The sequence below is a fragment of the Rhizobium quercicola genome (assembly GCF_021168455.1).
In the GTDB taxonomy this organism is placed as follows: domain Bacteria; phylum Pseudomonadota; class Alphaproteobacteria; order Rhizobiales; family Rhizobiaceae; genus Ferranicluibacter; species Ferranicluibacter quercicola.
Map to the genome: position 1 here is coordinate 276,564 of NZ_JAJOZR010000005.1, position 18,517 is coordinate 295,080.

General features: G+C 66.9%; 18 protein-coding genes. 4 read left to right on the top strand and 14 right to left on the bottom strand.

Features of this window, described 5'->3' with window-relative positions; genetic code table 11:
* Positions 1-12: 12 nt before the first annotated feature.
* The 9 genes from LRX75_RS09765 to LRX75_RS09805 form a co-directional block, all read right to left on the bottom strand.
* Positions 13-1,341, bottom strand: a complete 1,329-nt coding sequence (locus LRX75_RS09765) for an LLM class flavin-dependent oxidoreductase (RefSeq protein ID WP_269456133.1) — start codon at positions 1,339-1,341, stop codon at positions 13-15.
* A gap of 65 nt (positions 1,342-1,406) precedes the next feature.
* Positions 1,407-2,060, bottom strand: coding sequence for a methionine ABC transporter permease (locus LRX75_RS09770; RefSeq protein ID WP_231813850.1), 654 nt, complete (start codon positions 2,058-2,060; stop codon positions 1,407-1,409).
* Positions 2,041-3,156, bottom strand: coding sequence for a methionine ABC transporter ATP-binding protein (locus LRX75_RS09775; protein WP_231813852.1), 1,116 nt, complete (start codon positions 3,154-3,156; stop codon positions 2,041-2,043). Before LRX75_RS09775 ends, LRX75_RS09770 begins: the two co-directional genes overlap by 20 nt.
* Positions 3,157-3,240: 84 nt before the next feature.
* Positions 3,241-4,089 carry a MetQ/NlpA family lipoprotein gene (locus tag LRX75_RS09780; protein ID WP_231813853.1) on the bottom strand — a complete coding sequence of 283 codons (849 nt, stop codon included), beginning with the start codon at positions 4,087-4,089 and terminating at the stop codon, positions 3,241-3,243.
* A gap of 210 nt (positions 4,090-4,299) precedes the next feature.
* Entirely contained in the window at positions 4,300-5,988 is a 1,689-nt protein-coding gene (locus LRX75_RS09785) for a copper resistance CopC/CopD family protein (protein WP_231813854.1), read from the bottom strand.
* Between the two features lie 139 nt (positions 5,989-6,127).
* Positions 6,128-6,646: a DUF1775 domain-containing protein gene (locus tag LRX75_RS09790; protein ID WP_231813855.1), complete on the bottom strand. Its 519-nt coding sequence runs from the start codon at positions 6,644-6,646 to the stop codon at positions 6,128-6,130.
* Positions 6,647-6,816: 170 nt separating this feature from the next.
* Complete coding sequence (locus LRX75_RS09795) at positions 6,817-7,404, bottom strand: RBBP9/YdeN family alpha/beta hydrolase (protein WP_231813856.1); 588 nt, start codon at positions 7,402-7,404, stop codon at positions 6,817-6,819.
* A gap of 112 nt (positions 7,405-7,516) precedes the next feature.
* Positions 7,517-7,726 (bottom strand): hypothetical protein, encoded by a 210-nt coding sequence (locus LRX75_RS09800; RefSeq protein ID WP_231813857.1) that lies wholly within the window; start codon positions 7,724-7,726, stop codon positions 7,517-7,519.
* 276 nt (positions 7,727-8,002) lie between these two features.
* Entirely contained in the window at positions 8,003-9,373 is a 1,371-nt protein-coding gene (locus LRX75_RS09805) for an LLM class flavin-dependent oxidoreductase (protein ID WP_231813858.1), read from the bottom strand.
* 217 nt (positions 9,374-9,590) lie between these two features.
* Here LRX75_RS09805 and LRX75_RS09810 point away from each other — a divergent pair, with 217 nt between their 5' ends.
* Positions 9,591-10,613, top strand: coding sequence for an LLM class flavin-dependent oxidoreductase (locus LRX75_RS09810; protein ID WP_231813859.1), 1,023 nt, complete (start codon positions 9,591-9,593; stop codon positions 10,611-10,613).
* A gap of 189 nt (positions 10,614-10,802) precedes the next feature.
* Positions 10,803-11,204: a hypothetical protein gene (locus tag LRX75_RS09815; protein WP_231813860.1), complete on the top strand. Its 402-nt coding sequence runs from the start codon at positions 10,803-10,805 to the stop codon at positions 11,202-11,204.
* 27 nt (positions 11,205-11,231) lie between these two features.
* On the opposite strand, the gene LRX75_RS09820 is transcribed toward LRX75_RS09815, so the two are convergent.
* The 3 genes from LRX75_RS09820 to LRX75_RS09830 form a co-directional block, all read right to left on the bottom strand.
* Entirely contained in the window at positions 11,232-12,386 is a 1,155-nt protein-coding gene (locus LRX75_RS09820) for an HPP family protein (RefSeq protein WP_231813861.1), read from the bottom strand.
* Between the two features lie 294 nt (positions 12,387-12,680).
* Complete coding sequence (locus LRX75_RS09825; RefSeq protein ID WP_231813862.1) at positions 12,681-14,594, bottom strand: monovalent cation:proton antiporter-2 (CPA2) family protein; 1,914 nt, start codon at positions 14,592-14,594, stop codon at positions 12,681-12,683.
* Positions 14,591-15,259, bottom strand: coding sequence for an NAD(P)H-dependent oxidoreductase (locus LRX75_RS09830; protein ID WP_231813863.1), 669 nt, complete (start codon positions 15,257-15,259; stop codon positions 14,591-14,593). The genes LRX75_RS09825 and LRX75_RS09830 overlap by 4 nt, the downstream gene beginning before the upstream one ends.
* Before the next feature lie 392 nt (positions 15,260-15,651).
* Between LRX75_RS09830 and rpsU the strand changes: the two genes are divergently transcribed.
* Complete coding sequence (rpsU, locus tag LRX75_RS09835) at positions 15,652-15,888, top strand: 30S ribosomal protein S21 (RefSeq protein WP_113151045.1); 237 nt, start codon at positions 15,652-15,654, stop codon at positions 15,886-15,888.
* 184 nt (positions 15,889-16,072) lie between these two features.
* On the opposite strand, the gene LRX75_RS09840 is transcribed toward rpsU, so the two are convergent.
* Positions 16,073-17,182 (bottom strand): NADH:flavin oxidoreductase/NADH oxidase, encoded by a 1,110-nt coding sequence (locus LRX75_RS09840; RefSeq protein WP_231813864.1) that lies wholly within the window; start codon positions 17,180-17,182, stop codon positions 16,073-16,075.
* A 217-nt stretch (positions 17,183-17,399) separates the two neighbouring features.
* Between LRX75_RS09840 and LRX75_RS09845 the strand changes: the two genes are divergently transcribed.
* Positions 17,400-17,780: a VOC family protein gene (locus tag LRX75_RS09845; RefSeq protein ID WP_231813865.1), complete on the top strand. Its 381-nt coding sequence runs from the start codon at positions 17,400-17,402 to the stop codon at positions 17,778-17,780.
* A 26-nt stretch (positions 17,781-17,806) separates the two neighbouring features.
* Here LRX75_RS09845 and LRX75_RS09850 read toward each other — a convergent pair whose 3' ends face one another.
* Complete coding sequence (locus LRX75_RS09850; RefSeq protein WP_231813867.1) at positions 17,807-18,430, bottom strand: FMN-binding negative transcriptional regulator; 624 nt, start codon at positions 18,428-18,430, stop codon at positions 17,807-17,809.
* Between the last annotated feature and the right edge of the window lie 87 nt (positions 18,431-18,517).

Here is an 18,517-nt window from a genome sequence, read left to right on the forward strand (position 1 = left end):
TGCTGCGCGCGGTTAGCGGGTCGGGAAGAAGCGGTTGTCGGGCCGCGGCAGGCCGAGATGATCGCGCAGCGTCGTGCCGTCATACGCCGTCCGGAACCGGCCGCGCCGCTGGAGTTCGGGAACGAGCCGGTGCGCCACGTCGTCCAGCCCTTGCGGCAGGTAGGGAAAGACCACGTTGAAGCCATCCGAGCCTTCCGCGTCGATCCAGGTCTCCATCTCGTCGGCCACGCTTTCCGGCGTTCCGACGAAGGCAAGGCCGGAGTAGCCGCCATAGCGCTGCGCCAGCTGCCGCACGGTCAGCCCCTCGGTTTCGGCCAGCTTCAGCACCTGCTGGCGGCCCGTCTTGCTGGCGTTGGTGTCGGGAAGATCGCGCGGCAGCGGCGCATCGAGGTCAAAGCCCGAGGCATCGAGACCGAGCGCGATCGACAGCGAGGCGATGCCGCTTTCGAAATGGACCAGACCGTCGAGCAGCGCACGCTTGGCCTTCGCCTCCGCGATCGTGTCGCCGAGGACGATGAAGGCGGCCGGCAGGATCTTCAGATGATCGCGCGACCGGCCGAGCGCGTCCTGCCGCCCTTTGATATCGGCGAAAAGCTCCTGCCCGCCGGCGAGATCGCGCGGCGCGGCGAAGATGACCTCCGCCGTTTCCGCGGCCAGCTGGCGGCCGGGCTCGGATTGTCCCGCCTGCACGATGACGGGCCAGCCCTGCGGCGGGCGGGCGATATTGAGCGGGCCGCGCACGTTCAGGCTCGGCCCGTGATGGTCGAGCACATGCATCCGCTCGGGGTCGAAGAACAGCCCGCTTTCCTGATCGCGCAGGAAGGCGTCGTCGGCAAAACTGTCCCAGAGGCCGGTGACGACGTCGAAGAACTCGCGTGCGCGGCAATAGCGCTCGCCATGCTCCACATGCTCGTCGAGGCCGAAATTCAGCGCGGCATCCGGATTGGACGTCGTGACGATGTTCCAGCCGGCCCGGCCGTCGCTGATGTGATCGAGCGAGGCGAAGCGCCGGGCGATATGATAGGGCGCATCGAAGGTGGTCGAGGCCGTGGCGACGAGGCCGATCCGTTCGGTGACGGCGGCCAGGGCGGAGAGCAGCGTGAAGGGCTCGAACGACGTCACCGTGTGGCTGCGCTTCAGCGCCTCCACCGGCATGTTGAGCACGGCAAGGTGGTCGGCCATGAAGAAGGCGTCGAATTTCGCCGCCTCCAGCGTCTGCGCGAAACGCTTCAGGTGGCTGAAGCTGAAATTCGCATCCGGTGCGGATCCCGGATAGCGCCAGGCGCCGGTGTGCAGGCTGACAGGCCGCATGAAGGCGCCGAGATGCATCTGCTTGGACATGGACACTTCCTAGGGGTGCGCCCGGCGCCGACACGCCGGGCCTTGAAGCGAAAACGGGAAAGGCGTCAGCGATGGTCCAGGCGATCGACCAGACGGTCGCCCAGCCACTGGATGGCGCAGACGAGCACGATGAGGACGACGACGACCGCGACCATGACCGTGGTCTCGAAGCGTTGGTAGCCATAGCGGATCGCGAGATCGCCGAGCCCGCCGGCACCGATGGCGCCGGCCATGGCCGAGGCGCCGATCAGCGTGACGAGCGTGACGGTGAAGCCGGCGACGATGCCGGGCAGCGCCTCGGGCAGCAGCACCTCGCGCACGATCGTCCAGCGATTGCCGCCCATGGAGCGCACCGCCTCGATGAGCCCGCGATCGACCTCGCGCAGCGACACCTCCGCGATCCGCGCGTAATAGGGCGTCGCGGCGATGGAAAGCGGTACGATCGCCGCCCAGGTTCCGATCGAGCTACCGACGATGAAGCGCGTGACGGGGATCAGCGCGACGAGGAGAATGATGAACGGCACCGAGCGGAAACCGTTGACGACGGCGCCGAGCACGCGGTTGACCCACAGGTTTTCCGATATGCCGCCCTTGCCGGTCATGACGAGGGCAAGGCCGAGCGGCAAGCCGGCGACCAGCGAGATGACGCCGGAGGCGAGCGTCATCAGCACGGTCTCCCAGAGGGACCGCATCAGAAGGTCAAACATGATCGGCGACATGACCCGCGGTCTCCACATGGGCGCCGTGGCGCGTCAGAAAAGCGATCGCCTGCGGCAGCGAGGTGCCGGGGGCAAGCGTGATGAAGAAGCGGCCGACCGACTGCCCCTGGATATGATCGATGCCGCCATGCACGAGGCGAATGGGCGCACCGAGCTCGATGGAGAGCGCGGGAAGCAGCGTCGCCGCCTCCGGGCCGACCAGATCGACGCTGAGAACCGTCTCGCCGCTCGCCGCGAGGGCTGTGCCGATGGCGGGCGGCAGGCTTGGTCGGATGGCGCCGAGCAGGCTCTTCGTGGTCGCCGCCTTCGGATCGGAGAACACCGACCAGACCGGCCCATCCTCCACGATCTTCCCGGCATCGATGACCGCGACACGGTCGGCGACGCCGCGCACGACCTCCATCTCATGGGTGATGAGCAGAATCGTCAGGCCGAGCCGCGTGTTGATGTCCTTCAGGAGTGCCAGGATCGACGCCGTCGTCTCGGGATCGAGCGCCGATGTCGCCTCGTCGGACAGCAGGAGCGCCGGCCGCGCCGCCAGCGCCCGGGCGATGCCGACCCGCTGCTTCTGCCCGCCGGACAGCGCCGAAGGGTAGGCATCGGCCTTGGCCGAGAGGCCGACGAGATCGAGCAGATCCGCCGCGCGCTTGCGTCGCTCGGCGCGGGGCATGCCCTCGATCTTCAGCGGCAGCATGACGTTTTCCGCCACCGTTTTGGCCGAGAGCAGGTTGAAGTGCTGGAAAATCATGCCGATACGGCGGCGCACGGGCTGAAGCTCGGCTTCCGAAAGTCCGGTAATGTCCCGGCCCTCGATCTTGATCGACCCGCGATCCGGGCGTTCCAGCCCGTTCAGGCAGCGGATCAGCGTCGACTTGCCGGCCCCGCTGCGGCCGATGATGCCGAGCACCTCGCCCTTGCGCACCGAAAGCGAAATGCCGTCGAGCGCCGCCGTCTCGCCGAAATGGCGGAAGACGCCGTCGAGCCGCACGACGGGTGCCTCCGCAGTGCCCTCGGCGCGCCGGTCGGTGCCGGACGTCTCCCGGCGGTCAGCGTCCGCCAAGACGTTCCTGGCGATCGCGCTGGCAGTGATGGTCATTCTCAGGTCCTTCCTCGCCGCAACGGCGAACGGCTCGCGGCAGCCGGGGCCGCGAGCCGTTTCTCGTCTTCGACGCTGTGAGCGTTAGTATGCGCTGATGCCCGTGCCCTTGTACACACGGTCGAACTCGGCTTTCACCGTCTCATTCTGGTAGGACGAGACCAGCGTCTTCACCCAGGGCGCATCCTTCTGGTCTTCCTTGACCGCGATGAAGTTGCGGTAGGGGTTGCCGTCCACGGGCTCCTGCGCGATCCGGTTGTCCGGCGTTAGGCCGCTCTTCAGCGCCCAGTCGGTGTTGACGACAGCCGCGTCGAGATCGTCGATGGAGCGGCCGACGATCCCGGCATCCAGCTCCTTGATCTCGATCTTCTTCGGGTTTTCCTCGATATCGGTGATCGTCGCGAGAATGCCCGTGCCGTCCTTCAGCTTGATGAGGCCTTCGTTCTGCAGCACGCGCAGGGCGCGGCCCTCGTTCGACGGATCGTTCGGCACGCCGATCACGGCGCCTTCCGCAAGATCCGCGATCTTGGAGGCCTTGCGCGAATAGACGCCGATCGGCCAGACGCCGGTGTAGCCGGCAGGCGTGATCTTGTAGCCGTGCTGCTTGATCTGGTTTTCAAGATAGGGAAGATGCTGGAAGGCATTGGCGTCGATTTCGCCGCGCTCCAGCGCCTCGTTCGGCTGGGTATAGTCGTTGAAGACGACGGTTTCGACCGACAGGCCCTTCTTGCCGGCTTCGGCCACGACGACGCGCCAGACATCCTCGTCCTCGCCGCTCATGATCCCGACCTTCACGGAGGTCTTGTCCTGCGCCAGAGCCGGTGCCGGCCCGACGGAGACGAAAGCGGCAACGGCGGCGGATGCGGCGAGCGCCAGGCCGGCGCGCCGGGTGAAGGCGGTCTTTTCGATGAGGGCGGCCAAGGTATTCTTCATGACGGGTCTGCTTTCGCTCTTGGGAGGAGGACGCTTTAGAGAGTGCCCTGAAAAATTGCAAATGCCGACATATGAAGCAACGAAGGATGGCCTGCCGATCGGCGCTGGCGGAGAAATTTGGTCCAAAGTCTCGGCCGGTCGCGCAAACTCATTCTGGACGCTTCGTAAGCCGCTGTTTCTACAGAGCGCCGCCATGCTGCATGCGGAGGATCACGGCGCGGCGATATCGAAGCGGCTCGCCATCGTGACGGAGGTGAAGTCGTCCACCAGCACGGTCACGCGCACGGTCCAAGCGCCCCCGACCGGCAGCACGAAGCCCTCCGCCTGAAAAACCCCGTCTCCGCCGCGCCGCGCCGCGCGCGTGAAAGGCCCGACGCCGCTGACGGGATTGTCGAGTTCCACCGTGATCGACAGCGGATCGATGGATTGCCCGTCGAACATCAGATCCTGCAGGGATATACGCACCGGCCCCGTTCGTGCCGGCGCGATCGAGAGGGTCGCCATCAGCCCCTGTTCGGCCACCTGCCGCTCCTGAACGGGCGGGACCGACGACGCGAGTGCTCGCGGTGGCGGCGTGAAGCGCCAGAGGCCGAGGACGGCGAGCACCAGCGTGCCGAGCACGACCTCCGCGACGATGCTGCGCCGGAGACGCCACAGGGCGCCGGACGACCCCTCTGCCGCAGGGCGGCTCCAGAGAAACCGGTTCGCCGCCGCCAGCAGAACCAGAAGCGCGACGATGGCCAGTTTGATGAGCAACACCTGGCCATAGGCGGTCGCCCACAGGTTCGACAGCGTCTGCACCTGCACGATCGCGAGCAGCAGGCCCGAGGCAACGAGCACCGAGAGAACGAGCGGGATGAGACGCGAGAACAGAAGAAGCGCCGCACGATCGGGATACCCCACCGGAGACGGTCGGCTGGAACCACGCAGCGCTGCCAGAAGCGGCAGGAGACCGCCGATCCAGGCCATGGCGGAAAGCATATGCAGAACGACGGCAGGAAGGGTCGCAAACCGCGGCGGCGCCGTCACGGCGTGCCCCGCCGCCGCGGTCGCAAGGGCCGCCAGCGCGAAGCCAAGCCCGGCAAGTCCCAGGCGAAGACGAACATGGCGGATCCGAAGCGACACGAGTGCCGCGACCATGGCTGCGGCACCGATCACCGCGGCCCGGCCATAGGCGGTGGCCGCGAGACCGGCGGACCAGACCGCCGCCGGGACCCACGCCACCGGCGCCTCTCCGAGAGCATCGAAGCCCTGACATGCGATCCAGACCGGCGTCGCGGCAATGCCGAGCCAAAGGAAGAGCGCAACGCGCGCGGACCCGAGCGAACCGGCCTCTCCGCGCAGATGACGCTCTCGAAAAAACAGCGCCACCCATCCCGCACCGCCGACACCCATGACGAGCCCGGCCATGGCCAGCAGGCGGGACGCCCAGAGACCGGCCGACGTCAACGGGTCGATCGCCGATGCCCTCCCCGGCCCGCTCGCATTGGCTCTGCCGACCGAAAACAGCAACCCGCCGCCGATCGGATGTCCGTCCGCGGACGTCACGCGCCACGACAGGCTGTGCGTGCCGGCAACAAGCCCGGCGGGAAGCGCCACGACGAGCCGCGTCACGCCCGAGCCGGAGCCGGCCACGGGCAGCACATCCACCTGTCCCGCAGGATCGCTCAGCCGGAAAACGAGGGGATCGACCGGCTCTGAGAAGGTCAGCACGATCTGATGTGGCGAAGCCTCGAGAACCGCACCATCCGCCGGATCGGACGCGACGAGCTGTGCATGCGCGAAGGCGTTCCCGGCGCTCGCCAAGAGAAGCAGCAGCCATGTCAGGATTACGACGAGGCGGGACACAAGCCGGTTGCGACGCATCATGACAGCCCGGGTGCAGGCCAGAGCGCTCATGCTGCTTGCGTCCAGGTGCGGCGCTGGCAAACCAATCGGAACGCCGAGACCGACGAAGCGCGGTCCCGCTGCCCCTGCAGACGCGTCATAAAGGTGCGGTGCTCCGCGATGCCGGCTCTCCGGGTGCGACACCGGCGGATCAGGGTTTCACATCGAAAGCCGGAGCCGGCTTGCCGGGTTCGCCAGCCTCCGGACCTGCAGGAAGGTCGATCCACCGCTCGGCCGCATCGCCGCACTGCTGGACGATCGGGACATAGACCCGGCCCTTCGCATCCGCGGCGACCTTGGCCGTGAAGGCGAACTCCGCGTGCTCGGCCGCGGCGATCGTGCCGCCGGTCCAGGCGATCTGCGCCCGTTTCGCGCTCGCTCCGGTTCCTTCGCCGGCGGGTGTCACCACCGCCGTCCAACCGGGCTTGTCCTGCGGCGCGATGGCGGAGAGAACGCCGGGCACGGCGACCCGCAGACCGGTCGTCGCCGCACCGGCGCAGCCATGCGGAATCTTCAGCACGAAGGTCGCCGTCTGCCCGGCCTTCACGCCCTTCGCGGCAATGGTGACATGCGCCGCGGCCGGTCCTGCGGCGATAGCAAGGCCGGTCGCAAGGGCGATCGTGCCCGCGGCCCGAATGCGGGACAGCGCGGCGGTTCGGGAAGATTGCACGGAATGCCTCATCGTCTGCCTCTTTCTGCGTCCGCGCCGTCCGGACGCGGCCATGCCGATCGGCGCGACAGCGAGGGAAGCGCGACGTCGAATGGGCGCAGATCTAGCGCGCGATCCGGCTTCAGGGAAGACGGGCCGGGGCCGAAGGCCTGCGGCTATCCGGCGCGGCGCTAACGGTAGGCGGCGGATCGCTCGGCGAAAGCCGGCTGCGCGTCCACCATCGCGCCGCCCTCGACATCCGCCCTGAAGGCATCGAACAGCGCATAGCCCTGTGCCCATCGGCCATAGCCGCTGGCGATGTTGATATGGCCGGCAGCGCCGATCGTATGAAGCGGCGATTCGAGATCGTCCCGCAGCCGATCGAGCTCGCCCGGCGCCATGTAGGGATCATCGAGGCTGCCGATGATGAGGCTAGGAAAGGGCAAGGGCATCGCCGGCGGCGCGGCGAAGGACAGACGTGCCGGATGCAGCGCCTCGGTCCGCCGGAGATCGCAGGGCGCAACGAGAAAAGCACCCCTGACACGCCGCGCCGACGGGCGCTGACCGAGATGGGCCGTCAGCAGGCAGCCGAGGCTGTGCGCGATGATATAGGTCTCGCCGGCCGCCTCGACCGCCGCATCCATTGCCGCGAGCCAGGTTTCGAGGTCCGGATGCTCCCAGTCCGCCTGCTGCAGCATGCGCGTCTGCGGCCTGTCCGCGTGCCAGATCCTCTGCCAGTGCCCGTCGCCGGACCCGAAAAGACCGGGAACGATGAGCACCTGGACCGCAGAACCGGGTGGCCCTGGGGTCCGGGCCGGGATCGGGCCTGCACGCTCGACCCTCGTCATCCGGGATGCCGCCCAAAACAGGCGCGTTCCCGGGAACAGGCGCCTAGTACCATGGCCCGCCTGCCATGCCCCAGTAGAACATCTCTTCGGAGCGATGCGAGGATCGCCGCTCGTCGCCGTCCGTCTCCTGCCCGCTCCGCTCGGAGACCTCACGCTCGCCGAGGGATATGCGGGTCTGTGCCGCACCGGCCCCGATGCCGGGGAAGCCGTTGCTTCGAAATGCCTCGATGCTCGATTTCAGGATGGCCATCATCGCTCGTACCTCGCTGGGTTGGTGTCGAACATAGCCCCCGGGAACGGTCCGGGCCGCAGGCGCTCCGGTTCCGCGGGGCCGCCTGCAAGCCGGCGCCCTGCCGGCTGCATCTGCCATCAAACCCTTTAGTCTACAATTTTGGTAGAAAGGAATTGGCGTTGCGCACGCCTCCGGGAAACTGTTTTTCCGCAGAGGCCGCGAAACCCGGAACGGCCGGCCCATACCAAAGGTCTATGAGCGGAATCCTTCGGATGGCTCCTCGCATCGACAGAGGGACTACGTCGCGTCCGGCCAGCGATGCGCGGCCCCGACATGCGTATCAGGCAGCCGGTCGCCGCGGCCGAACAGGCGGTTCCGGAACGAGCCCTCGCCATAGGCCGTCTTGTAGAGCCCGCGCTCCTGCAGCACCGGCACGACATGATCGATCACGTCCTCGTAGCTTTCCGGCACCACCGTACGGGTGATGTTGAAACCGTCGATTTCGCCCTCTTCGACCCATTGTCCAAGAGCCGTGGCGACCTCTGCGCCGGTTCCAACCAGCACCGGATAGCGCCCGCCGAGCGCGGCCTCCTCCAGAATGCGCCGGCGCGTCCAGCCGGCCGCGCGCGCGACCTCGACCGCCGACTGGCTGGCATTCGACACGCCGTAGGTGATCGGCGCATCGAGATCGTATTGCGCAAAGTCGATGCCGGTGCTGGCCGAGAAATGCGCGAGCCCCGCTTCCGGATTGGCATGCGCCAGATAGTCCGCATGCTTCTCGCGGGCGATGGCGCCGGTCTCGCCGGCGACGATGGTGATGCCGACGAAGATGCGCAGCGCGTCCACGCCCCGGCCGGCATCGGCCGCTTCCTGCCGCAGCTGCCGGGCCGTCTTGCGCGCCGCGGCGGGGCTGGTGGCGGTGATGAAGATGCACTCCCCGTGACGCGCGGCGAAGGCACGGCCGCGGCCGGAGGTTCCCGCCTGGTAGAGAAGCGGCGTGCGCTGGCGCGACGGCTCGGCCAGGTGGATACCGTGCGAGCGGTAAAAGGGCCCGTCATGGGCGATGGCCCGGACACGGGCGGGATCGGCATAGATCCGCGCCGCCTTGTCGCGCCGCACGGCATCGTCCGCCCAGCTCCCCTCCCACAGCTTGTAGAGCACCTCCATATAGTCGTCGGCCCGGTCGTAGCGGCTGTCGTGCTCCGCCTGGCCGGCGTCGCCCAGCGCCCGCGCCGCGCTGTCGAGATAGCCGGTGACGATGTTCCAGCCGATGCGCCCCTGCGTCAGGTGATCGAGTGTCGAGAAACGCCGGGCGAAGAGGTAGGGCGCTTCCGCGCTCTGGTTGGCCGTGACGCCGAAGCCGAGATGGTCCGTGACCGCCGCCATGGCGGAGATCAGCATGGCGGGATCGTTGACCGGCAGCTGGATCGACTCGCGATGCGTGAGATCCGCCGAACCGCCATAGACATCGTAGACCCCGATGATATCGGCAAGAAACAACCCGTCGAACAGCCCCCGCTCCAGCGTGCGGGCAAGCGCGGTCCAGTAGGGCAGCGTCGTATAGAGATGCGACTGGTCGCGCGGATGGGTCCAGAGGCCATGGTTGATATGGCCGACGCAATTCATGCCGAAGGCGTTGAAGAGAATCTGCTTCGTGTCGGTCGTCATGCTGCGCTCCCGCTGGTGGCACGCGTTTTCGCCCGACGGCTCGGCAAGATCAAGGCGCAAGGCCCGAACGGCGAACGCACTGTCCAGCGAATGCGAGACTGTCGCGACGGCTGCGGATATGCGAAAACGGCGGCATCGCAGGCTGTTGCTCTGACAGGAACGGGCGCTGGATCGACGAACGGATGTTCGATCGCAGGCGCCGGGCATGGGAACTATCATGAAAAAGATCGGCTTTCTCTCCTTCGGGCATTGGACGCCCTCGACGCAGTCGCAGACGCGCAGCGCGGCGGATACGCTGCTGCAGTCGATCGACCTTGCCGTCGCGGCCGAAGCGCTGGGCGCGGATGGCGCCTATTTCCGCGTGCACCATTTCGCCCGCCAGCTGGCATCGCCTTTCCCGCTGCTGGCCGCCGTCGGCGCACGCACCAGCCGGATCGAGATCGGCACCGCCGTCATCGACATGCGCTACGAGAACCCGCTCTACATGGCCGAAGATGCGGGCGCGGCCGACATCATCGCCAGTGGCCGCCTGCAGCTCGGCATCAGCCGCGGCTCGCCCGAACAGGTCATCGACGGCTGGCGCCATTTCGGCTATGCCCCTATGGACGGCGAGACCGGCGGCGACATGGCCCGGCGCCATGCCGAGGTCTTCTACGACGTGCTGCGCGGCGAAGGCTTCGCACAGCCGAACCCCAATCCGATGTTCCCCAACCCGCCCGGCCTCCTGCGGCTGGAACCGCATGCGCCGGGCCTGCGCGACCGCATCTGGTGGGGCGCCAGCTCCAACGCGACCGCCATCTGGGCGGCGAACCTCGGCATGAACCTGCAGAGCTCGACCCTCAAGGACGACGAGACCGGCGAGCCCTTCCACGTGCAGCAGGCCGACCAGATCCGCGCCTACCGCGCCGCCTTCAAGGCTGCGGGCCATAGCCGCACGCCGCGCGTCTCCGTTAGCCGCAGCATCTTCGCCATCACCAACGACCTCGACCGCGCCTATTTCGGCCGCTCGGGCGATGCCGGCGACAAGATCGGCTTCATCGACGCCGACACCCGCGCCATCTTCGGCCGCGGCTACGCCGCCGAACCCGATGTCCTCATCGACCAGCTGCGCACCGACGAAGCCATCACAGAGGCCGACACCCTCCTCCTCACCGTCCCCAACCAGCTCGGCGTCGACTACAACGCCCACGTCATCGAAGCCATCCTGACCCAGGTGGCGCCAGCGCTGGGGTGGCGGTGACGGCACGCGGTCTTTCGATCATCCCCCGGGCGCTGCCGGTTGCGCGCTCCGCAGACAGGCCCAATGGCTGCTTCGAGACCCTTTCGCTCGAAATTTGGATTGTGTCGCCGATTTTCGATGGACATGCCCAGGCATCGGTCCTTTAATATGCGGATCTTCTCATAAAGTCGTCGGAGGGGGCGTAGCGCGATGAGACGTTTTTTCGCATCAATGGGTCTGGCTGCAGCCTTGCTCCCCGTGCCGGGGTTTTTCTCGGCGCCCGGTCTTGCGGCAGAGGCAATGACCGGCGCCGAGCTGACCGCGCTTTTGGCAAACGGCAAAGTGATCCTTCTTGGTGGCCCCGGCAAAGGCTACAGCGGCACGCTGAACATCACGGCGGACGGCAAGGGCAAGGGAGAGGTCAAGCTCGCCGGTGGCGATATCATTTCGATCGAAGGCGTCTGGAAAATCAAGAAGAACAGGTTCTGCCGCGTCTGGAAAGGTGGACGCGACGCCGGCAAGGAAGTCTGCGAAACCTGGGTGAAAACCGGACCGAAGGCTGTCGACGTCATCGCCGCCAAAAAGAACATCGGAAGCAATTCCTGGGAGTAGCCACGTTCTGCCGTTGGCGGCGCCCTGTCATCCCTCCGCCAGCATCGCGACGAGCACGTCCGACTGCGAGAGGATGCCGGCGAGGCGGTTTTGGGGGTCGGTGACGGGGAGGTGGTGGAGGCCGCCTTCGGCAAAGAGGAGGATGGCTTCGGAGAGGGAGCTTTCGGGCGAGACGCTCCGCACGGGGCTGGTCATGATATCCTTGACGGTGCCGTTGGGCGCCGTGGCGCCCGAGACGGCCAGCTGGTAGCGGCGGCGCAGTCCGATGGTCGGGCGGCCGCGGGTCCAGTCCGCGCGGTCGAGTATATCGGTCTGGGTCAGGATGCCGATGACGCGCGCATGGTCGTCGGTCACCGGCAGGGCCTTGATGTGATGGGCCCGCAGGAGCGCGTGCGCCTCCGACAGCGAGGCATCCGGCGCGATCGCGATCACGTCGCGCGACATGATCTGCCCGCACGGTGTCTGGCCGGACCGGCGCTGGAACGACCGTAATTCCGTGCGCTTCAGGATGGTGACGAGTTCGTCGCGCTGGATGTCGAGGACCCGGTCGTAATCCTTCAGCACGGCATCGAGATCCTCCGCGGCAAAGCCGATCCGCGCGGCCGGCGGCGGATCCTTCGTCTGATGGCTTCCGAGCGTCGGCGCGGCGAGATGCGGATAGCGGCGGCCGGTGAGATTGTTGAAGAGCAGCGCGGCGGCCAGAAGCAGCAGCGAATTTCCCAGCACCGGCCAGAGAAGGAACCCATAGCCGAGCGCGTGGATCGCCGGGCCGCCGAGAACCGCCGTCAGCGCGATCGCGCCGCTCGGCGGATGCAGGCAGCGCAGGCTCATCATCAGGCCGATGGCCGCGGCCCCCGCCAGCGCCGCGGCGAGCATGGGGTCGGCCACGAGCTTTGCCACCGTCACCCCGACGAAGGCCGCGACGAGATTGCCGCCGATCAGCGACCAGGGCTGGGCGAGCGGACTGGACGGCACGGCAAAGAGGAGCACCGCCGAGGCCCCCATCGGTGCGACCAGGGCCGGCGAGAGGGGAAATGTCACGCTCAGCAAGGCGCCGAGGAGACCCGTCACGAGCAGGCCGAACAGGGCGCCGGCCGCCGAGCGAAGCCGCTCCTTCGGGCTGACGGGCGAAGCCGGCCAGGGCATGAAGCGGGCCGCGCGGGAACGTGTCGTGGATGGCATGCAGTGGTCTCCGCAGGGCAGGCCCGCATTGGCGGAAGCCGTGTCGATCGTGCCGGGCGAGCCCCGGAAATTGGCGGGACCCCTGTGATGCCCCGGCGAAGGTTACCATCTCCCGGCAGGATTCCCGAGGCGCGACGTGAGACCGAGAGGGCGTTTTTCTGTGCGGAGCGATATCGAAGACCGGGCGATCCCCTCTCCGTCATTCCGCTCGGTCTCGTGCCCGGTTCGCAAGGGAATCGGCCGGCGGCCGGAATCCGGCCTGCGCCTGCGCTCCAATCCTTTGCGTCGTCGGGTCTACCCCTCGCCCTGCCCGTCCAGATCGTGCTGGCGGGCGGCGATATCCGGTGGGGTCCAGCCGCGTTCGGTCCGGTCGTGCAGCGCGCTGCGATCGCCCATCATCGCCTGCTCCAGCACATCGGCGATCTCGCGGGCCCGCGCGATATAGTCCTTGTTCTCGAACACCGGCACGCCCTCCTTCCAGAGCGGCGCGAGCTGACGCAGGCCCCAATTGTCCTGCTTGACGAAGACGGCCTTGCTCTTTTCCACATCGAAGGGATGCATGCCGAGGCTCTGCAGCGCGTAGCCGGCGGCCCGCACGGAGCTGTCGAAAACCTCGCGCACGATGTCGTCGGCACCGGCCTCGTAGAGCTGGTAGACATGGTTGCGATCATAGGCGCGCGCGATGATGTGGATATCGGGGTTCTCGTGCCGGGCGTGGCGGACGATGCTGAGGGCGCGCTCGACATCGTCGATGGCGACGACCAGCAGCCGCGCCTGGCGCAGACCGGCGGAATGCAGAAGATCGGGGCGGCCGGCATCGCCGAAGAAGGAGCGCACGCCGAATTTGCGCAGCCCGTCGATGACGTCGGAGCGGCTGTCGAGCACGATGGTCTTGTGGCCGTTGGCCAGCAGCATGCGGTTGATGATCTGCCCGAAGCGGCCGAGCCCCGCGATGATGACGGAGGCCTCCTCGCCGATGGCGTCGGCCTCCCGCATCTGCCCCCGGTCGAGACGTGGCATGATGCCCTTGTCGAACAGGATGAAGAGCGCCGGCGTCAGCAGCATGGAAAAGGCGATGACCAGCATGAGGATGGCGGCGAGGTCCGAGGGCAGCACCGCGTTCTGGACGGTGAAGGAGACGAGCACGAAACCGAACTCGCCCGCCTGCGCCAGCCCGAGCGCCAGCAGCCAGCGGTCCGAACCCCGCAGCTTGTAGAAATGCCCGATGAGCCACAGCACCGCCGCCTTGATGACGATGACGCAAAGCGTCAGCAACAGCACGAGGCCGAGATTGGCGGTCAGCAGCGAGAAGTCGATGCCGGCTCCGACGGTGATGAAGAAGAGGCCGAGAAGCAGGCCCTTGAACGGCTCGATATCGCTTTCCAGCTCGTGGCGGAATTCGCTGTTGGCCAGCACCACGCCGGCAAGAAAGGTTCCGAGTGCCGGGGAAAGGCCGACCATGCTCATCAGCAGCGCGGTGGACACGACGAGCAGCAGCGCGGCGGCCGTGAACATCTCGCGCAGGCGCGAGGCCGCGATCAACCGGAAGATCGGGCGCGAAAGGAAGTGCCCGGCGACCACGACGAAGGCGATGGCGAGAAGCGTGACCAGCGCCACCTGCCAGCCGGGAAGGTCGGAGACGAGCGTCGCCGCAGTGCCGGCACCATGCGCGGCATGCTCGCCGCCCTGCAGGGCGGGATGTGTCAGAAGCGGCAGCACGGCCAGCATGGGAATGACGGCGATATCCTGAAACAGGAGCACGGAGAAGCTGGACCGCCCGCCCTCGGACTTCAAGAGCCCCTTCTCGCTCAGCGTCTGCAGCACGATGGCGGTGGAGGAGAGCGACAGGATGAGCCCGACGGCGACCGCCGTCTGCCAGGGCAGCCCGGCAGCAAGCCCGATGCCCGTGACGACCGCCGCCGAGCCCGCGACCTGCAGGCCGCCGAGACCGAGCAGTCGCGCGCGCATGTCCCACAGCGCCTGTGGCTGAAGCTCCAGCCCGACCAGAAACAGCATCATGACAACGCCGAACTCGGCGAAATGCTGCAGATCCTGCGTCTCGTTGCCGACGACATGGAAAACGGGGCCGATGACGATGCCGGCGATGAGGTAGCCGAGCACCGAGCCGAGCCCGAGCCGGGCCGCGATAATGACGGAGGTGACGGCGGCCGCGAGATAGACGAAGGCCTGGAACATGAAGCCGCTCATTCGGAGATCCTCGCGGTGATGGCCGTGGGAGACGGCGATGTGTCGGAAAGCGTCGGGGCGTGCGAGGCGCCGATCAGGGGAATATCGTCGTCCAGAAGCTCGCGCCCCGAGACGGCATCGAGATCCAGCGTCTCGTCGCGCAGGGCCGAAAGCAGGCGGAGATAGGCCGCGATATGCGTGTCCGCGCGGCCATCGACGGCGGAATCATGGGCGGAGAACAGCGCGAACGGTGGCAGGAAGCGCATGCCGCAGAGCGAGGCCGTCTGTTCCAGCGGCGACAGCAGCGTGCGCAGCCGGAAATGGTTGGAGCCCTCCTCGCGATAAGCATCCCGCGCGCCGCCGGTGGTCACCACCGGCAGGAACAGCTTGCCCGCCAGCTTCGAGCCGCTCTGCCCATAGGCAAAGCCGTATTCCAGCACGAGATCCTGCCACTCCTTCAAAAGAGCCGGCACGGAATACCAGTAGATCGGAAACTGGAAGACGATGACGTCATGCGCCAGCAGCCGCGCCTGTTCGGCATCGATATCGATGTTGAAACGGGGATAATCCGCATAGAGATCGACGAAGGTGACACCGTCCAGCTGCCGCGCTGCCTGCGCCATGCGCACATTGAGGCGCGAATGCCGCTGACCGGGATGGGCAAACAGGATGAGGACGCGCGCCATGATGTCTTCCTCGGGATGTCTATCACGGGGTGCGACCGTCACCGGGGGCACGAGGCCGGGCGAAACGATCGACACGACCGGGCAAAGGGAGCAGCCGAAACGGGGTGATGGCCACAGACGTGGCCTCGGCGACAATCGATGTTGCGGGAAGATCTTGTCAAGCGGCAAGACGGATGCGATGGTGGGGCAGAGCGGAATGCTCCCGATGTGCACATCTTATTGCCGGCCGGCGCCCTTGCAGGGGCCGTCAGTCGCCGGAGAGAATGAGATTTGGCACTTTTCTTCGCTCTTTTTTCGAGCCAACCCCTTTTCATGACGGACGTGTGGTGAGATAAGGAGCGCCGAAGTCACCATACCACCGCCCCAGCGGGCGACAGAGATCAAGGTTCGAGATGCAGGTTCTGGTTCGAGACAACAATGTTGAGCAGGCGCTGCGCGTGCTCAAGAAGAAGCTTCAGCGCGAAGGCGTCTTCCGCGAAATGCGTATGCGCGAAGCCTATGAAAAGCCGTCTGTGAAGCGTGCTCGCCAGAAGGCTGAAGCTGTTTCCCGCCAGCGCAAGAATGCCCGCAAGCAGCTGCAGCGCGAAGGCCTCCTGCCCGGCCCGAAGAAAAAAGTCGCGACCCGCTAAGATCCGAACGGCGGCCGCCGGACGGTATCCGGTGGCGCGCGGCTGGTCTTCGAAATCACCTCGGAACGACGCTCTGCGTCGCGCCGGGGTTTTTCTGCGTCTTGTCGTTCCGTCCTCCCGTCGTCTCGTGACGCGCGACCGCGAACCGGCCCTGCGACCGGTCCGCAGCCTGCAACGGCGCGCTTTATGATGCCGTGTCAAACAACGTCTTGAACTGCCGGGGCTGGCAGCGGAGATACTGGGGCGCCGCCTCGACCGTCGCGCCGAAATGCGCGGCCGCATGCCAGGGCCAGCGGGGATCGTAGAGAATCGTCCGCGCCAGCGCGATCATGTCGGCATCGCCCGTGCCGATGATCGATTCGGCCTGCTCGAATTCGGTGATCAGGCCCACGGCGACGACCGGGATGGAGACGGCCTGCTTCACATCCCGGGCAAGCGGCACCTGATAGCTCGGACCGACGGGAATGTCCTGCGCATCGCTCAGACCACCGCTCGACACATGGATCGCCGCGCAACCGCGCGCTTCCAGCGCCTGAGCGAAGGCAACGGTCTGTGCGCTGTCCCATCCACCTTCCACCCAGTCCGTCCCCGAGACACGCATGGTGACGGGACGCTCCGCGGGGAAAGCCGCGCGAACGGCCTCGAACACCTCGAGCGGAAACCGCATGCGGTTTTCGAGCGAGCCGCCATACGCATCGGTCCGGCTATTGGAGAGCGGCGAGAGGAACTGGTGCAGCAGATAGCCATGGGCGCCATGGATCTGCACGGCATCGATGCCGAGACGTGCGGCCCTGCGGGCGGCATCGGTAAAGCCCTCTCTGATCCGCGCCAGACCTTCCTCGTCCAGCGCCTCGGGCGCATCATAGGTCGGCTTGAACGCCGATGCCGAAGGCGCCACCGTCTTCCAGCCACGCGCATCGTCCGGCGGCAGTTGCGCCCCGCCCTTCCAGGGCAGATCGGTGGATGCCTTGCGGCCGGCATGGCCGAGCTGGATCGCGATCGGCATGTCCGACCAGCGGCGCACGCCCTCCAGCACGCGAGCCATCGCCGCTTCGCAGGCATCGTTCCACAGCCCGACATCGCCGAAGCTGATGCGGCCCTCCGGCGTCACCGCCGTCGCCTCGATCGTCAGAAGTCCGGCGCCCGACTGTGCGAGCATGCCGAGATGGGTCAGGTGCCAATCGCTCATTTCACCGTTTTCGGCGGAATACTGGCACATCGGCGCAATGACGATGCGGTTGCGCAAGGTCAGACCACCGACGTCGATGGGCGAAAAGAGTTTGGGGGAAGCCATGTCGATCTCCTGAAGACATCCGAGCGGCGCAGGAAAAGCCGCCGCTGCCGGGCAGCATATGGGGTGGCGATCCGCCCATGTCATGCAGCCCTTGACGCATTACCGGCGATCCCGCGCCCAAACGTTCGCCACCGCTTGCGAAAACCGGACGGGCGGGCGACAACATCAGCGGGTATCGGCGCCGCCATCGGCCGCGGCCAGACAGAAGGGAGTGCGCATGTTCGACCATGTTTCCATCGGCGTCCGGGATATCGACCGGTCGCGCATCTTCTACGATGCCGCCCTGACTCCGCTCGGCTATGGCCGGCTGACCAGCGGCGCGACGATGCTCGGTTACGGCGACGAGCAGGTGAGCCTCTGGGTCACGCAGGCCGACCATCCGGTCCGCCCGGATCTTCGCTCCGGCCTCCACTTCTGCTTCAAGGCCTATAGCGAAGAGGACGTCGAAGCCTTTCATGCCGCGGCCATCGCCCATGGCGGGGAGGACAACGGCGCCCCGGGCCTGCGCCCGGAATACGCCACCTTCTACTACGCAGCCTTCGTCATCGACCCCGACGGCTACCGGTTGGAAGCCTTCTTCCACAAGCCGGACCTGTAAACCGCACGCTGCAGACGGCGAACCGATCAGACCGGGATCTGGGTGGCGACATCCCGGTCAGACGCGCGCGCGCTTTCGGACAGCCCGTTGGCCACGCCCTGGCGATCGGCCTCGTTGCGGTTCTGGCTCATCTTCCGCTTGCCCTCCAGATGCGTGATCGGCATGCGCAGGCCGATAATGCCACGCAACTGGGATGCGATGAAATCCGCCGGCGCGTCGTCCACCGCCCAAGCGACGGCCCTCGGCGCCTCGTGCAGGGCCGTCAGCCGGGTCACGACATCGAGCAGCCGCCCGGCATCGTCGAAGAACTCGACCGGCCCGCGCGCCTGAACCGTCACATAGTTCCAGGTCGGCACGACCTTTCCCGTCTGCTGCTTGGTGGCGTACCAGGCCGGCGTGACATAGGCATCCGGGCCCATGAAAATGGCCAGCCCATCGCCGATGACCGGCGTTCGCCATTGCGGGTTGGCCTTCGCAAGGTGCCCGTAAAGGACGCCGTACTCCCCTTCGCTTTCGTCCAGAAACAGCGGCAGAGGCGTCGCGAACGGCCCGTCGGCCGTCGCGGTGATGACGTTCGCCAGCCGCGCCGCCCGCATGGTCGTAAACATGTCGCGACGATCGTCAAGACGGAATGCGGGCGGTGTGTACATGATGGCGATCCTCGTTCGACGCGGGAGACTACCGCGAAACGGGACATCGACGAAAGCCCGTTCGCAGACATGACCCGGAAGGCCGGC